Source organism: Nereida ignava, assembly GCF_001049735.1.
Lineage (GTDB): Bacteria > Pseudomonadota > Alphaproteobacteria > Rhodobacterales > Rhodobacteraceae > Nereida > Nereida ignava.
The window spans coordinates 1-15477 of the sequence record NZ_CVPC01000020.1 but is presented as its reverse complement, the minus strand read 5'-3'; the positions used below and the strand labels follow the sequence as shown (position 1 = coordinate 15477).

12 protein-coding genes and 1 pseudogene are annotated in these 15477 nt (G+C 52.7%); 8 read left to right on the top strand and 5 right to left on the bottom strand.

The features are described from left to right. Window positions 1-636: 636 nt before the first annotated feature. The 5 genes and pseudogenes from NIG5292_RS12435 to NIG5292_RS12415 all read left to right on the top strand — a co-directional run. Window positions 637-1095 (top strand): annotated as a pseudogene (locus NIG5292_RS12435) (integrase core domain-containing protein); the annotation flags it as partial. Between the two features lie 128 nt (window positions 1096-1223). Further along, the gene (locus tag NIG5292_RS12430; RefSeq protein WP_048599864.1) at window positions 1224-2174 is read left to right on the top strand and encodes a GAF domain-containing protein; all 951 of its coding nucleotides are present in this window, start codon (window positions 1224-1226) and stop codon (window positions 2172-2174) included. Between the two features lie 129 nt (window positions 2175-2303). Further along, complete coding sequence (gene adh / locus NIG5292_RS12425; protein WP_048599863.1) at window positions 2304-3824, top strand: aldehyde dehydrogenase; 1521 nt, start codon at window positions 2304-2306, stop codon at window positions 3822-3824. A 59-nt stretch (window positions 3825-3883) separates the two neighbouring features. Next, complete coding sequence (locus NIG5292_RS12420) at window positions 3884-4327, top strand: DUF779 domain-containing protein (RefSeq protein ID WP_082136703.1); 444 nt, start codon at window positions 3884-3886, stop codon at window positions 4325-4327. A gap of 70 nt (window positions 4328-4397) precedes the next feature. Beyond that, window positions 4398-5639, top strand: coding sequence for a tyrosine-type recombinase/integrase (locus NIG5292_RS12415; RefSeq protein ID WP_048599862.1), 1242 nt, complete (start codon window positions 4398-4400; stop codon window positions 5637-5639). Between the two features lie 121 nt (window positions 5640-5760). Here the strand turns inward: NIG5292_RS12415 and NIG5292_RS12410 are convergent, their stop codons facing one another. Further along, window positions 5761-7170 (bottom strand): Glu/Leu/Phe/Val family dehydrogenase, encoded by a 1410-nt coding sequence (locus tag NIG5292_RS12410; RefSeq protein ID WP_048599861.1) that lies wholly within the window; start codon window positions 7168-7170, stop codon window positions 5761-5763. After that, complete coding sequence (locus NIG5292_RS12405; RefSeq protein WP_048599860.1) at window positions 7167-10769, bottom strand: hydantoinase B/oxoprolinase family protein; 3603 nt, start codon at window positions 10767-10769, stop codon at window positions 7167-7169. The genes NIG5292_RS12410 and NIG5292_RS12405 overlap by 4 nt, the downstream gene beginning before the upstream one ends. Window positions 10770-10882: 113 nt before the next feature. Here NIG5292_RS12405 and NIG5292_RS12400 point away from each other — a divergent pair, with 113 nt between their 5' ends. From NIG5292_RS12400 to NIG5292_RS12390, 3 genes are all read left to right on the top strand, one after another. Further along, complete coding sequence (locus tag NIG5292_RS12400) at window positions 10883-11842, top strand: TRAP transporter substrate-binding protein (protein ID WP_048599859.1); 960 nt, start codon at window positions 10883-10885, stop codon at window positions 11840-11842. A gap of 69 nt (window positions 11843-11911) precedes the next feature. Next, window positions 11912-12436: a TRAP transporter small permease gene (locus tag NIG5292_RS12395; protein WP_048599858.1), complete on the top strand. Its 525-nt coding sequence runs from the start codon at window positions 11912-11914 to the stop codon at window positions 12434-12436. A 2-nt stretch (window positions 12437-12438) separates the two neighbouring features. After that, complete coding sequence (locus NIG5292_RS12390; RefSeq protein ID WP_048599857.1) at window positions 12439-13740, top strand: TRAP transporter large permease; 1302 nt, start codon at window positions 12439-12441, stop codon at window positions 13738-13740. Here NIG5292_RS12390 and NIG5292_RS12385 read toward each other — a convergent pair. From NIG5292_RS12385 to NIG5292_RS14965, 3 genes are all read right to left on the bottom strand, one after another. Continuing rightward, window positions 13737-14258 (bottom strand): winged helix DNA-binding protein, encoded by a 522-nt coding sequence (locus tag NIG5292_RS12385; RefSeq protein WP_048599856.1) that lies wholly within the window; start codon window positions 14256-14258, stop codon window positions 13737-13739. The genes NIG5292_RS12390 and NIG5292_RS12385 overlap by 4 nt on opposite strands. Before the next feature lie 203 nt (window positions 14259-14461). Further along, complete coding sequence (locus NIG5292_RS12380; protein ID WP_048599855.1) at window positions 14462-15028, bottom strand: tyrosine-type recombinase/integrase; 567 nt, start codon at window positions 15026-15028, stop codon at window positions 14462-14464. Between the two features lie 195 nt (window positions 15029-15223). After that, window positions 15224-15477, bottom strand: a 254-nt coding sequence (locus tag NIG5292_RS14965; RefSeq protein WP_048599854.1) for a hypothetical protein, incomplete at its 5' end; no start/stop codon positions are given.

The window sequence follows — 15477 nt, the reverse complement described above, 5'->3', positions numbered from 1 at the left end:
GCTCTTCTGCCGAAGATGACGTTTGCTGCGCCATCACCACCGAAACTTCCGCAACCGCAGCGAATGGCGGGAAAGTCCCGCACTCCGGCCATAAACAATAGTCCAAGCGAACGTCCACTTCATTTAGTCTGTGTCCAGTCTTGCGTCTTTTTGAATGTTGAACAGTGTGTTAGAATCAAACTCTTAAGATTACCGTGTTCAACATAGCGTTTCCGCCCTACTCTCAAAATGACATCAAAAACACACTCGCACGCACACCAAAAATATCGCCACGTAAGCCATTGATAATAAATGTATAACCTAGACCCCCTCCATTGAAAATCCTCGTGTCGGTGGTTCGATTCCGCCCCCGGGCACCATTTACCAATCAATATCAATGACTTAGACTAGCGCCATGCACGCTTAAGTTGTGTTTTTCAAAAACACACCATAAACACACTTTTTGCCGTGTTGCCGAGTATTTTAGACGCTGAATCACGGTGTTGAACACAGTGTTGGCTCGTGCTGTGTTGCTAACATTGTGTTCGCGGGATTTTGGAACAACATGGGTGGGAACATATGAAACGTGATTGATGGGTGGGAACATATGAAACGTGATTGCTGGCTTTCCGGCCAGAGCAGACATTCACGCTAGGCACGGCGAATGGCAGGGCATTCCGAACACTCAATATTTTGGATGAAAACAGCCGAGAATGTCTTGCGATCCTTGTAAAACGCAAGCTGAACTCCACTGAAGTCATTGACGCTCTGACGGACCTGTTCATCTTGCGCGGCGTGCCAGCTTATATCAGGTCGGACAATGGCCCAGAGTTCATCGCGGAGGCCGTCAGGGACTGGATCAAAGCGGTTGGGGCCAAGACAGCCTACATCGAGCCTGGCTCGCCTTGGGAAAACGGATATTGCGAGAGCTTCAACGGGCGGATGAGAGACGAGCTGTTAAACGGTGAAATCTTCTACTCGCTACGTGAAGCTCAAATCATTATCGAAAGCTGGAGGACACATTACAACACCAAACGACCCCATAGTGCATTGGGCTACCGCCCACCTGCGCCAGAGGCCATCATCCCGATGGACCAACGGCCAATCATGCACTAACTTTTTACATGGACCACTCAAGTGCGGCTGCTCAATACATTACCTAACAACGTCAGGGCTGGAAGTCTGCTTACAGCCTCAACTTGCCAGAAAGATCAATTGCGTTAAACTAGTTGCGAGAGGTCTATATGAACCACGCATCCTATGTACTGACATCCTTAGAAAGTAAAAGCTTTGCCGCCAAAAGTAGGTTAGCAGCTTCTTGGCGCAGGTCCTATGAGCATCATGGTATAGACCCGACAAACTCAGCACCAACAAACCGAATTAGTCAAAAAGAACTCGTACTCAGAAGGCAAAACCTTGAACAACTGATCTCTCTTGCCGAGCCTCAGCTAGATGAGTTGTTTGGCTTAATCTGTAACGCCGGATGCTCCGTCATTTTGACCGATCAGAATGGATTAATCTTAGACCAACGTACCAGTTCCGCGGATAAAGATAGCTTCGAAGAGTGGGGACTTTGCCCAGGTGCAATTTGGAGTGAGAGTACAGAAGGCACAAACGGCATAGGAACTTGCCTAGCGGAGCAGCGCCCAGTCATAATTGAACGCAACCAGCATTTTTTAGCAAAGAACATCGGGATGACCTGCATTGGCGTCCCAATACATGGAGCAAATGGTGAAATAGTTGGTGTACTCGATGTCAGTTCCGCTAGGCTTGATCACGCGCCCACAACAAGCTCACTTATCGCAGCAACGGTGAAAAACGCTGCTTGCCATATCGAAACGCAAAATTTTCGAGCACATTTTTCAAAAGAACGCATCGTGCTTGCTGCACAGAATAGTGCAGACCCTAGCGCGCTAGTAGCAATTAACTCAGATGACTGCATAATTGGAGCTACGCACACAGCAAGAAAGTTATTTGGCTGGGCTGTGAATGAAGAGCTCAAGCCAGTAGCTGCAACCGATATTTTCAACGATAACCAGTGTGCTACTGGTCTCCGTAGAGGTGAAAAAACCGCAATTGTGAAGGCAATCACACGTACAAACGGTAACTTATCACAGGCCGCTTTGAACTTAGGAATAGCTCGAGCTACACTGTATCGTCGAATTAATCGTCTAGGTATTCATCTCCCAAAATAGTCGTTTGACACATGGACTATTAGTCGAAGTGTATCACTATTGAGACATGGCCTGCAGTTTACAGCATCATACACCTATCATGCGCCGCTGTTCGCCTTCTTAGTAAGGGCGTTCATTATGGAGGATAATATGAGCAATATGGCTGATCAAAAATCTGCGTTTACATCGCCTTTCAAAACAAAATACGACAACTTCATTGGTGGTCAATTCGTCCCACCAGTTAATGGGCGCTATTTCGATAATACAACGCCAATTACAGGCGCAGTTATAAACCAAATAGCTCGCTCTGATGCATCTGATATTGAGAAAGCTCTTGATGCTGCACATGCTGCAAAGACTGCTTGGGGGCAGACTTCAGTGACAGAGCGTGCAAACGCACTTTTGAAGATTGCAGATATTATGGAGGCCAACCTCGACTTGTTGGCGACGTGTGAAACTTGGGATAACGGCAAAGCTATCCGTGAAACTATGGCTGCTGATCTACCGCTAGCTGTAGATCACTTCCGTTACTTTGCATCGTGCATACGTTCACAAGAAGGTAGCCTTGGCGAACTAGACAACGATACTGTGGCATACCACTTCCATGAGCCGCTAGGCGTTGTTGGTCAAATTATTCCATGGAACTTCCCATTGCTCATGGCAGCCTGGAAGCTTGCACCAGCTCTCGCTGCAGGTAATGCAGTTGTCATCAAACCGGCTGAGCAGACACCTGCCACAATAATGGTTTGGGCAGAGCTGATTGCTGATGTCCTTCCTGCTGGTGTTTTGAACATTGTTAATGGTTTTGGTCTGGAAGCAGGCAAGCCACTCGCACAGTCGAACCGAATAGCGAAGATTGCATTCACGGGGGAAACAACCACTGGTCGCCTCATTATGCAGTACGCGACTGAAAATCTAATTCCAGTAACTCTGGAGCTGGGCGGTAAATCTCCAAACGTTTTCCATAAAGACATCATGCGCGAAGACGATGCGTTCCTTGATAAGGCTATTGAAGGTTTTGTGATGTTCGCGCTTAATCAGGGTGAGGTGTGTACTTGCCCCAGTCGCGCCATTATTCATGAAGATATCTATGATGAATTCATCGAAAGATGTATTGCACGCACAGAGGCAATCGTCACCGGCGACCCTCGTGCAGCAGGTGTCATGATGGGGGCACAAGCGTCTTCAGAGCAGCAAGAGAAAATCCTCTCTTACTTTGATATCGGACGGCAAGAAGGCGCAGAAGTTCTTACAGGAGGTAATGCGGCTGACTATGGCGGCGAACTGTCTTCTGGTTATTACATACAACCAACCATTCTCAAGGGTCACAACAAAATGCGGGTGTTCCAAGAAGAGATTTTTGGACCGGTAGTATCAGTTACGACATTTAAGGATGAAGACCAGGCGCTCGAAATTGCCAACGATACTTTGTACGGTCTAGGTGCAGGCGTTTGGAGCCGTGACGCTAACACTTGTTACCGTTTTGGACGGGCCATTCAAGCGGGTCGTGTCTGGACCAACTGTTATCATGCCTACCCTGCGCACTCTGCATTTGGTGGATACAAACAATCAGGGATTGGCCGTGAAACTCACAAAATGATGCTAGATCACTATCAGCAAACTAAGAATATGCTGGTTAGTTATAGCCCGAACAAACTAGGCTTCTTCTAGAAAACCCAAGTCTCCCCAGCGTACTCTTGGTATGCTGGGGAATTGATCGGAGAAATATTGTGAACGACAGTAAACCAAACCGCGAAGTACACTGCGTAACCGATACAGATCTTCCTGCAGGCACTTCAGCCGGCACAAGAGTGACAGCAACTGATGCTGCTCGCGTGCTACTATCAGAAATTATCGAGGATCACGGACCTGTACTGTTCCATCAATCAGGCGGTTGCTGTGATGGATCCTCTCCTATGTGCTACCCTAAGGATGATTTCAAAATTGGGCTATCAGACGTAAAGCTCGGAGAGATTGACGGATCGGCGGTTTATATATCTGGATCTCAATTCCAAGTCTGGCAGCACACACAGCTAATTATCGACGTTGTACCTGGCCGTGGAGGGATGTTTAGTTTGGATAACGGCCGCGAAAAGCGTTTCCTGACTCGGTCTCGTCTTTTAACAAAAGAAGAGCTTGAGGTTTTAGCTGTAAATGCCAACGAGAACACCTAGCTCGATCAAACACACACTTCCGTAGACTTGTCGGTACGCCCTGCCGTAGTGTTGTGCTGAGGAGCGGGACATGCGGCAGCTGCGTGACGATACACATCTGATACTGGACGGCGAGGTGCGTGTGTATCGGCGTGAGCGCAGCAAGCGCTGGCAAGCTGCCTTTGTGATTGATGGGCACACTATTCGCATCAGTACCGGCAAGCGTGATCTGGCTGAGGCCAAAGAGTATGCCCGCGACACTTATTTGGAATACAAGTTCCGCCACAAAAACGATCTGCCTGTTGTGACTAAGAAGTTCTCTGATGTGGCTAAGCTGGCCATTGCAGATATGCGCAAACAGCTGGACGCAGGCTTGGGGCGCAAGGTCTTTGCTGATTACATCGTTTGTATTGAGCGTTACCTCATCCCGTTCTTCGGTGCACAGTATGTGACCACCATTGATTACGAGAAGGTGCAGCAGTTCTACGAGTGGCGGCGGGCAAAGATGGGCCGTGAGCCAAAGGCCTCAACACTGAACACACATAACTCAGCCATGAACCGTGTGTTTGAAGAAGCTGTGGCCCGTGGCTTTATCGCGCACAAGAATGTGCCACTGCTGGTAAACCGTGGGGAAAAGAGCGAGCGCCGCCCAGACTTTACCCGTGAAGAATACGCCACACTGATCCGCAAACTGCCCAGCTGGATTAACGCAGGCAAGTCAGGCAAACCCACAGACATGCGGCATTTGATGCGGGACTATGTCTTGATCATGGCCAATACGGGCATGCGGCACGGCACAGAGGCGCTGAACCTCAAGTGGAAGCATGTGACCCTGTTTGAAGAAAAAGATCTGCAGTACCTAGAGATGAGCGTCACCGGCAAGACTGGTCGCAGGGACATCATCTGCCGCAGTGGAACGATCAATTACCTCAAGCGCATACATGAGCGTAGCGAAGACATACGGCATATACCGTTTGAGGACCTACTCAAGCAACGCATTGATCTGCCCGTGTTCAGATTGCCGGATGGCACTGTCTCAAAGAACATCCACCAGACGTTCCGCAAGTTCCTCACAGACACAGGGCTGATCACATGTCCACGCACAGGGCAGAACCGCACCCTCTACAGCCTACGCCACACTTATGCGACTTTTGCCCTACTCAACGACGGGATGGACATACATGCCCTTGCTGTGCAGATGGGTACTTCAATCGGCATGATTGAGCGGCACTACAGTCATTTGACGCCGCGCTTGAAGAAGGACATGCTCACGGGGAAGAGGTATGAGCTATCGCGGGATGAGTTTGATGCACATACAGAAACCAGCGAGTAGCTAAGGGCTACATCTTGGGCGGAAAGCGGTAGTTCGCTGCGGTTTGGATAGAGGTCCGCTGTGCGGGACTTTACTGTCGCTCGCTGCAGCCGCGCCAATGTCTGGTTTGATTTCATCAGACTTAGAGGCCAATCGCTTGATACGCTCCCGAAATACGCTTGATGGCAATTTCATAAGCAGCGTCTCGCAATGTCACGGAACCTTCCTGGCTTTGGTGCACGTGTTCGGACACTTCGCCAAACGCCCGATGCATCATCTCTGCCAAACCAGACCGTACAAGGTCGATCTCACCGCGTTCGGCCAGAAATTCGCCCTTATGTTCTGATGGGAAAGATTGCCCCGTCATTTTCTCCATTGAATGGGCGAGAATGCGATGCTCACGGTCGGTTTGGCGACGCTCCATTAAACCAAAGGGCATGTGGGTAATGTTTTTGACCCATTCAAAATAGCTGACAACCACGCCACCCGCGTTGGCCAACATATCGGGTATGATCGTGATGCCGCGTTGTCTGAGAATTTCATCAGCTGCGTATGTGACGGGGCCGTTCGCGGCCTCAACCACCAGCCGCGCCTGTATTCTTGCAGCGTTGTCCGCGTGAATGACGCTCTCCAATGCCGCAGGGATCAAGATATCGCAGGCATCTTCCAAAGCCACAGCGCCATTGCTGTCAGAGGCTCCTCCATCAAACCCCATGATGCTCCCGGTTTCGATTTGATGCGCCTTGAGGGCGGCTATGTCCAAGCCATCGACATTTCGCACCACACCGTCATGTTCAATCACGGCGATAACCTTGCACCCGTCGTCATTGCTGAGAAACTGCGCGGCGTGGCTGCCGACGTTTCCCAACCCTTGTATGATAACGCGCTGCCCCTCCAGCTTGTCGCTCTCAAATCCTGCGGCGTGTCGGTCCCTTTCAGACTTAAAGAACGCATGGATTGCGTATTGCACACCGCGCCCTGTGGCCTCCGTTCTCCCAGCGATCCCGCCACCGGTTACAGGTTTGCCGGTGACACATCCCACGGCGTTGATATCATCGGGTTTGTAGCGGCGATATTCATCGGCAATCCACATCATCATTTGCTGGTTGGTGCCAACGTCAGGGGCCGGAACATTGGTGGCCGAGGCCAAAAACCCGTGACGCATAAGCTCTTGCGCGAAGCGGCGGGTGATTTTCTCAAGCTCGAATGGTTCCCAATCGGATGGTGTGATTTCCAACGCGCCCTTTGATCCGCCAAAAGGCAGGTTCAGCAAGGCGCATTTATAACTCATCAGCGCGGCCAATGCTTCGACCTCATCTTGATCAACGTTGGGCGCGTATCTGATCCCGCCCTTTGCAGGGCCGCTATGGGTGGAATGCGTGGCGCGCCATCCGCGAAAGGTGAACATCCGCCCACGCAGACGTACACCAAAACGGGTGACATAGGTTGCATTGCAGGCCTTGATTTTGTCAGACAAGCCGTCTGGCATATCCACATTTACGGCCGCGCGGTCGTACATCGCCTCTACGTCAGACAGGAACCCCGCGCTCATGATTGTGCCTTCCCATAACCACCACCGCCGGGGGATTTGAGGACAAAAACATCACCTACATCCATCTGCGCGACATCATTGCCCTGCATTGCGATCTGAGTTCCATCCACACGAACGACCGCGTTTTCGCCCATAGCGCCGGGTGCCCCGCCTGATGCCCCATGCGGCGCAGTTTTGCGATGTGATGTCAGGGTCGTGACGGTCATCGGTTCCATAAACCGCAATTTGCGGATGATGCCATCACCGCCCTTGAACGCGCCATCACCACCCGAGCCGCGCCGGATTGAAAATTCTTCCACGCGCACGGGAAAGCGCGTTTCCAGAACTTCTGGGTCGGTCATGCGGGTGTTGGTCATGTGGCTGTGCACCGCACTGGCCCCGTCAAACCCGTCGCCCGCACCAGTGCCGCCGCAAATGGTTTCATAGTTTTGGACGTCGTCATTGCCATAGACGAAGTTGTTCATCGTCCCCTGGCTGCCCGCGACGACACCAAGCGCGCCATAAAGTGTATCTGCGATGGCTTGGCTGACTTCAGTATTGCCCGAAATCACTGCAGCAGGCGCATCAGGGTTGATCATTGATCCTTTGGGAACCGTAAGATGCAGGGGTTTCATGCAACCTTCGTTCATCGGGATGTTAGCCCCGACGAGCGTGCGGAAGACATACAAAACCACGGCCCGACAGATGGATAAAGGTGCATTGTAGTTAAGTTCGTCTTGTTTGGACGTACCCGTAAAATCAATGTCAGCTGTGCGCGCTTTTTTGTCGACTGAAATCTTCACTTTGATTTGAGCACCGCTGTCCAGCGGATAGGTGAAATCGCAATCATGCAGCACCTCCAAAACACGGCGCACGCTTTCTTCGGCGTTGTCTTGCACATGACCCATATAGGCATGCACAACATCCAAACCGAACTGGCGGGTGATCTTTTGCAATTCCCGTTCGCCCGTCGCGTTGGCGGCAATTTGCGCGGCCAGATCGGCCATGTTCTGATCCACATTGCGGCACGGATATTTTGCCGATGACAGTAATTCACGGGTTTGCGCCTCTTGCAGGACGCCTTGTTTGACCAGCAGGAAATTGTCGATCAACACGCCTTCTTCGTCAATATGGCGACTGTCTGGGGGAGCTGATCCTGGCGTCGTGCCACCAATGTCGGCGTGGTGCCCGCGTGAGGCGACGGTGTAGATGATATTTTCGCCAGCGGCATCAAAAACCGGTGTGATGACGGTCACGTCCGGCAGGTGGGTGCCGCCATTGAACGGGTTGTTCATCATGAACACATCACCAGGGCGGATTTTACCCGCGTTTTGATGAAGGATCGAACGAACACTGCCCGACATAGATCCCAAATGTACCGGCACATGGGGTGCGTTGGCGACCAAATCACCGTTATGGTCGAAAATCGCACAAGAAAAGTCCAAGCGTTCTTTGATGTTCACTGAAAACGCGGTGTTCGCCAGCGTCGCGCCCATCTGTTCGGCAATGGACATATAAAGGTTGTTGAACACCTCAAGCATGACCGGATCAACCGACGTGCCGATCGCCTCAACCCGCTCCAGCGGTACGACGCGGCGTAGCACAAGGTTGCCGCCCGCCGCGCATTCAGACTGCCATCCGTCCTCGATGATATTCGTGCCGGTGGGTTCGGTCAAAATTGCAGGTCCTGTGACGGTGTCCCCCGTCGCAAGGCCCGCGCGATTAACCAAGGGCACATCTGTCCACGTCCCATTCACATACATTTGGGCAGTCTTGCCACCTTCATCGATCTGGGTTGTATCGGGCAAAGTCACTGTTTCACCGGTCGATCCAATCGCCTCCGCCGTCAGCAGATCAATTATCAGCGTCGCATTCTCAGGCACAAACCCAAAGCGCGTTTTATGTGCCTTGTTGAAGCTTTCGGTCATGTCACGCGGGGTGCCAAAGGGCACTTCCAACGTCTGATGTGCGCCATCGGTGCGGATATGCGCGGCAACCACCGTAGAGATATCTTTGTCGGCAATGCCTTGGGACCGCACCTCCGCTTGGGCGGCTGCAATCAAATCGCCAAGGGCGATTTCAGCCTGCACTGTGTCGTCTATGGGCCCTGCAAATTGGTGTTCATGGATAGACCTGACATCCGCCAATCCCATTCCGAATGCGGACAGAACGCCCGCAAATGGATGGATAAAGATGCTTTCCATACCCAAGGTGTCAGCCACAAGACAGGCGTGTTGCCCGCCCGCGCCACCAAAACAATTCATGGTGTATTGGGTCACATCATAGCCACGTTGCACGCTGATCTGTTTGATCGCATTGGCCATGTTTTCAACCGCAATGCGCAAGTACCCTTCGGCGATTTCTTCGATAGGTTTGTCGGTGCCTATCTCGACTTTCAACGCAGTGAACTTTTCACGCACGACATCTGCGTCCAGCGGTTGATCTGCATCCGGTCCAAAAACCGAAGGGAATTGGCTGGGCTGCAATTTGCCAAGCAGCACGTTGCAATCGGTCACTGTTAAAGGACCACCACGGCGGTAAGCCGCAGGGCCAGGATTGGCACCTGCGCTTTCCGGTCCAACCTGCATCCGCCCATCACTGTAAGACAGGATCGATCCGCCCCCTGCAGCGACCGTGTGGATCGACATCATCGGCGCGCGCATCCGCACACCGGCCACTTCGGTCTCGAAAGAGCGTTCAAATTCACCTGCGTGGTGGCAGACATCCGTCGATGTGCCGCCCATGTCGAACCCGATCAGCCGATCAAACCCAAGATCGGCAGCGGTCCGCACCATCCCGACAACGCCCCCCGCAGGGCCCGACAGGATCGCATCCTTGCCTTGGAACCGGTCTGCGTCGGTCAATCCGCCGTTGGATTGCATAAACATCAGACTGTCACAGCCCCCGTCCTTTGCATTCAACGCAGACGCGACCTGATGAATATAACGACGTAAAATTGGGGACAGGTAAGCATCCACCACAGCTGTATCCCCGCGCGAAACCAGCTTGATCAACGGGCTGGCTTCATGGCTCAGAGAGACCTGCGTAAAGCCTGATTGTCGTGCCATTTCACCCAAACGCACCTCATGGTCGGTGTATTTATAGCCATGCATTAATGCGATCGCGACAGACCGGTAGCCTTTGCCGTAGGCGCGTGACAGCGCTTCGCGGGCTTTGGTTGTATCAAGGGCTCTGATGATTTCACCGTCAGCAGCGACGCGCTCATCGATCTCAATCACCTCTTCATAGAGCAGTTCCGGCAGTTGGATGTTCAGCGCAAATAGATCAGGGCGGTTCTGGTATCCGATGCGCAACAGATCGCGCAGCCCTTTGGTAATGAGCAAAACTGTGCGCTCACCTTTGCGTTCTAACAAAGCATTGGTTGCAACGGTCGTACCCATCTTCAGGGCCGCGATGTGACCGGGCGGGATATCTTCACCGGGTGCAAGATTTAGGAGCGACTTGATGCCATGCACGGCAGCGTCGGGGTAAACTTCTGGGTTTTCAGACAAAAGCTTGTGGGTTTTTAGCGTACCATCGGGTTTGCGCGCTACGATATCAGTAAAGGTGCCGCCACGATCGACCCAAAATTGCCATTTCTTATTATCTACGTGATCCACATCGCACTCCAAGAATCGATTAGTTGTTGCTTTATGGATATAACGCTGACAAATTGTCAACGTAATGGATTCGAATTTATTCGTGCCATCTTGACCTAAACAGGAGAGACCACATGAAACACTTTATTCTTGGCGCAGCTGCGCTTGTCTGTGCAACCGCCACCCATGCGCAAAGCTGGGACATGCCAACACCCTATGGCGACAGCACGTTCCACACGCAGAACATTGCCCAGTTTGCCGATGACGTCCGCGAAGCGACAGACGGTGCGCTGGATATCACGCTGCACTCTGCGGGGTCATTGTTCCCACACGCGGAAATCAAAGGGGCCGTACGCAATCGCTCCGTGCCACTGGGCGAATTCTTTTTGTCGCGTCTGTCCAACGAAGATTTGGCGTTCGGCGTAGACAGCCAGCCGTTTGTCGCCACCAGCTATGAAGATGCAGCGCGCCTTTGGGCCGCTCAAGAACCCGTCATCACCGAGTTGTTGGCCGAACAAGGCTTGATCCCGCTGTTTTCTGTGCCGTGGCCTGCCCAAGGACTTTACACAAACGGTGAAATCGCCACCATCGATGATCTGAACGGCCTGCGCTTTCGCGCTTACAATGCCGCGTTGGAAGAATTCGCAACGCTTGCAGGTGCAGCACCAGTTCAGATTGAGGCATCCAACATCCCGCAGGCCTTTGCGACAGGTCAAGTTGAAGCGATGATTACGTCGCCTTCGACTGGCGTGAACTCAACCGCATGGGATTTTGTGACCCACTACACACCGATCAACGCTTGGGTGCCTAAGAACATCGTCGTTGTGAACCAGCGCATGTTTGACGGCCTAGATGCCGACACGCAGGCCGCCGTTTTGGCTGCTGCCGAAGCCGCCGAAACCCGTGGTTGGGAAATGTCCGCAGCCGAAGCCGAAAGCATGACAGCCACCCTCGCAGACAACGGCATCACCGTCTACGAACCAAGCGCGACTTTGATCGAAGGCTTGCAAGCCATCGGTGAAACAATGCTTGGCACTTGGGATGCGGCCGCATCAGACAGCGCACGTGCGGTACTGAACGCCTACAATAACTAAATCCTCCCTGAACTGGTCGGCAGCATGTAAGCTGTCGGCCAGTTTGCTTGTAACAAGGACGGCTTTGCGATGTCGCGCTTACTCCAAAAACTATATGACGTATGCGGTATGATTGCTGGCGGGCTGATCTTGTGCATCTGTCTGCTGATCTCTGCTCAGATTTGCCTCAATGCCTTCGGGCGTTTCGCGCCGGGCATCTTACCCTCAACCATTCCATCCTATGCCGATTTCTCTGGCTTCATGCTGGCAGGTGCCACGTTCCTGGCCATGGCCCACACACTGCGCTCGGGCGGACATATTCGGGTTAACCTAGTGGTTTCTCGTTTATCGCAAACAACGCAGTTTGTCGCAGAACTTTTCGTGCTGATCGCAGCCACGGGTTTGATCGGATACGCCACTTACTTCATGGGCGCACTGGTCGTCGAAAGCGTCCACTACGGGGATGTCTCGACAGGGATTGTCCCTGTGCCGCTCTGGATCCCGCAAGGTGTTGCAGCCTTTGGGATTGGGCTTTTGCTGGTGGCCGTTGTTCATACATTGTTTGATCTGCTTTCAGCGCGCGCGCCCATCCTGTCTAGCCCGGGCGAGGTATAGTCATGTCTGATCCAATGATTGGCCTCATCCTTCTTGGGCTTTTGATGGCCTTGCTCGCCAGTGGAGTGTGGGTTGCCATTTCGCTTTCACTCGTCGGTCTCGCGGGTCTTGTGTTTTTCTCGAACGCCCCATCGGGGTTGGTTTTGGCCTCTACGTTCTGGGGACACTCGCACTCTTGGGCGCTTACGGCTTTGCCGCTGTTTATTCTTATGGGCGAAATCCTGCTGCGGTCCCGCATGAGCGATGATATGTTTTCAGGCCTCGTTCCATGGCTAAGCCGCGCACCGGGCCGCTTGCTGCATGTGAATGTCTTTGGCTGTGCGATCTTTGCGGCGGTGTCTGGATCATCTGCCGCGACCGCAGCCACCATCGGCCGTATGTCGGTGCCAGAGCTGACTAAACGCGGCTACCCCGAAAGCCTGATTTTGGGCACGCTTGCGGGATCAGCCACGCTTGGACTTCTCATTCCGCCCTCGATCATCCTGATCGTCTACGGTGTCGCGACAGAGCAATCTATCGCCCGCCTGTTCATCGCCGCCATCATTCCCGGCATCATGCTGATGACATTGTTCGCGAGCTATGTTGCGGTGCGTGCTTGGATGAACCCGGATTTGATCCCCGCAATCGACGAGACATTTAGCTTGCGTGAAAAGTTCCGTGCTTCGCGCCGGTTGATCCCGGTAGCACTTTTGATCGGAGGCGTCATTGGGTCCATCTACGGGGGCCTTGCCTCTCCGACGGATGCGGCGGCACTTGGTGTCGTTTTGGCGACGATCCTTGCGTGGACCTCTGGCGCATTTAGCTGGAAATTGTTTGGCGCAGCGGTCATGTCGGCGACCCGCACATCCTGCATGATCGCCCTGATCCTGCTTGGCGCGGCGTTCTTGTCGGTTTCTATGGGGTTCACGGGTTTGCCACGGAACCTTGCCGCTTGGATATCTGACATGAACTTGTCGATCACTGCCTTGCTTGTGGCTTTGACGATCTTCTTCATCATCCTTGGGTGTTTTCTGGACGGGATTTCGGTCATCGTGCTGACAACATCGATCATCATGCCCATGGTCAGCGCCGTGGGGATCGACCCAATCTGGTTCGGTATTTATCTTGTGATCGTCGTCGAGATGAGCCAGATCACGCCTCCCGTCGGGTTCAATCTGTTCGTCATCCAAGGGCTGACAGGTATCGACATCCTCAGGATCGCCAAAGCGGCGTTCCCATTCTTCCTGTTGCTGTTGCTGGGCGTCCTGCTTATCTGTCTGTTCCCGCAGATCGTGACGTTCCTGCCGACCTACATGGCAAGTTAAAGCGATGCTGCCGCCCTGCTGGCCTGATCATACTGGCCAGACAGGGCGCGCAAGCTCGCTGCGATCTCGCGCATTTCTTCGCCCGTCATATCCAAACGCGAAAGCCCGTCCAGGAAACAGCGATCCCGTACTACACGGTACGCTTCGCACAATTCCTCTCCCGTAGGTGAGGCGCGGTAGAACACCTCCTTGCCGCGTTTTTCCGACACAAGGAGCTCCATCTTGATGAGCTTGCGTAGCACATAATTAACAGTGTGCGTGTCCTCGATATTCAAGAGGAAACAAATGTCAGTCAGCCGCTTATCGCGACCGCGATGATTTGTGTTGTGCAGGACAAGGATTTCCAGCGGTGTCAGATCAGTATTACCTGCCGCCGACATGCAGCGGGTCATCCAACGTGAAAAAGCATTGTAGGCGATGATCATGCCATACTCGATCTCGGAGGCCTCCCAGTTCTCGCCGTCCGCCAAATGGCGGGAAGAAACGATCCGTCTTTTCGGGATGTCATGCTCGCTCATACTTACAATTCCTCAACGTTTTGCTTGTGATAAATGTATGTTTTGCACTTGGGGAATTCAATTTTTCTTTTGAGAAATGATCACATGACCGAAAGGCTCGGCGTGAAAGTGGACGTTCGAGCACACTGCAGCATTTGGTAAAATGGGCTCAGACCCGACCTTAGCTGCGCGACCCACCAAGGTCCGCTAAGGGCCGAAAGCGCCTACAGCAGCTCCACAGCCTCGCTAAGCTGCTCAGAATTCACATCGATATATCTCTGGGTAGTGCTTATGTGACTATGCCCCGCCAGTTCAGCCAGCAAACGCACGCCCACGCCTTTATTGGCCAGTCGTGTGATGTAAGTCCTGCGCCCCGAATGGCTTGAAGCATCTTTGAGCCCCACAGCTTTGTAAATGTCGAGGAACAGCTGACACATTGTGTTGGCTGAGAAGTGCCCGCCCTTTTGGCTTTCAAACAGCGGGCGCTGTGGATCGCCCAAGTATTTACTCGCACCATAGTCTCCAAGTGCTTTGCGTAGGCGCTGGTTCAAATACACCGTGCGTGTGTGCCCACCTTTGCTCTGTGCTGCGCTTAGGATGAACTGCTCACGCACGTTGCCTGCTTCATCAAACACGTTGCCGACTGTGAGCGCTGCGATCTCCTTGGCCCTCAGCCCTGCGTAAAAGCTGGTGAGTATGATTGTCTCGTCACGTGTTGGATGACGACGACTGCGGCAGTACTGTATAACCCTGCGCAGTTGCGCCTCGTTCAATGTCTGTGCTTGGCGCATGTGCTGATCCCCTCAAAACCTAAGCTTTTGTGTGCTTTGAGTATAAAGTCTGAGGTATTGGTTGGACGACCGGAAATGGCCGTGAATGGTCCGTCAATGAATTCAATAAGTTAAGCAAAAACCTCATACAATACACATTCTATGAGGTTTTAAGCAGTGCGGTTCAGCTCAAGCAAAACTGCGCAGTTAAAGCCTTCAGGGCGTGCTCATAGCGACTTGCTGCTTTGCCAATTGCAGATGATTGACCAAGGGCGAGAAATCCCCCGCCATCTTGAGCAGTACTCTGTACTTGGCGAAGTCATACAAGTGCACTTGATCGATGGCGGGCAAAATCACCTGCAGCTGCTTTACCAAATGGTTAAACTCAGGTTCCGCCTTTAAAGCACTCAGCCGTGTCCAAAAATGCTCAAGCCAAGGCAGTAGCGCCGCAAACTCAGCAAAGCGGGCTT

What these genes read in the sequence shown, in the direction of transcription:
- NIG5292_RS12430 (WP_048599864.1), top strand. Translation starts at nt 1,224, where the DNA reads ATGAACCACGCATCCTATGTACTGACATCCTTAGAAAGTAAAAGCTTT.
- adh (WP_048599863.1), top strand. Translation starts at nt 2,304, where the DNA reads ATGAGCAATATGGCTGATCAAAAATCTGCGTTTACATCGCCTTTCAAA.
- NIG5292_RS12380 (WP_048599855.1), bottom strand. Translation starts at nt 15,028, where the DNA reads ATGCGCCAAGCACAGACATTGAACGAGGCGCAACTGCGCAGGGTTATA.
- NIG5292_RS12385 (WP_048599856.1), bottom strand. Translation starts at nt 14,258, where the DNA reads ATGAGCGAGCATGACATCCCGAAAAGACGGATCGTTTCTTCCCGCCAT.
- NIG5292_RS12410 (WP_048599861.1), bottom strand. Translation starts at nt 7,170, where the DNA reads ATGAGCGCGGGGTTCCTGTCTGACGTAGAGGCGATGTACGACCGCGCG.
- NIG5292_RS12415 (WP_048599862.1), top strand. Translation starts at nt 4,398, where the DNA reads ATGCGGCAGCTGCGTGACGATACACATCTGATACTGGACGGCGAGGTG.
- NIG5292_RS12400 (WP_048599859.1), top strand. Translation starts at nt 10,883, where the DNA reads ATGAAACACTTTATTCTTGGCGCAGCTGCGCTTGTCTGTGCAACCGCC.
- NIG5292_RS12395 (WP_048599858.1), top strand. Translation starts at nt 11,912, where the DNA reads ATGTCGCGCTTACTCCAAAAACTATATGACGTATGCGGTATGATTGCT.
- NIG5292_RS12390 (WP_048599857.1), top strand. Translation starts at nt 12,439, where the DNA reads ATGTCTGATCCAATGATTGGCCTCATCCTTCTTGGGCTTTTGATGGCC.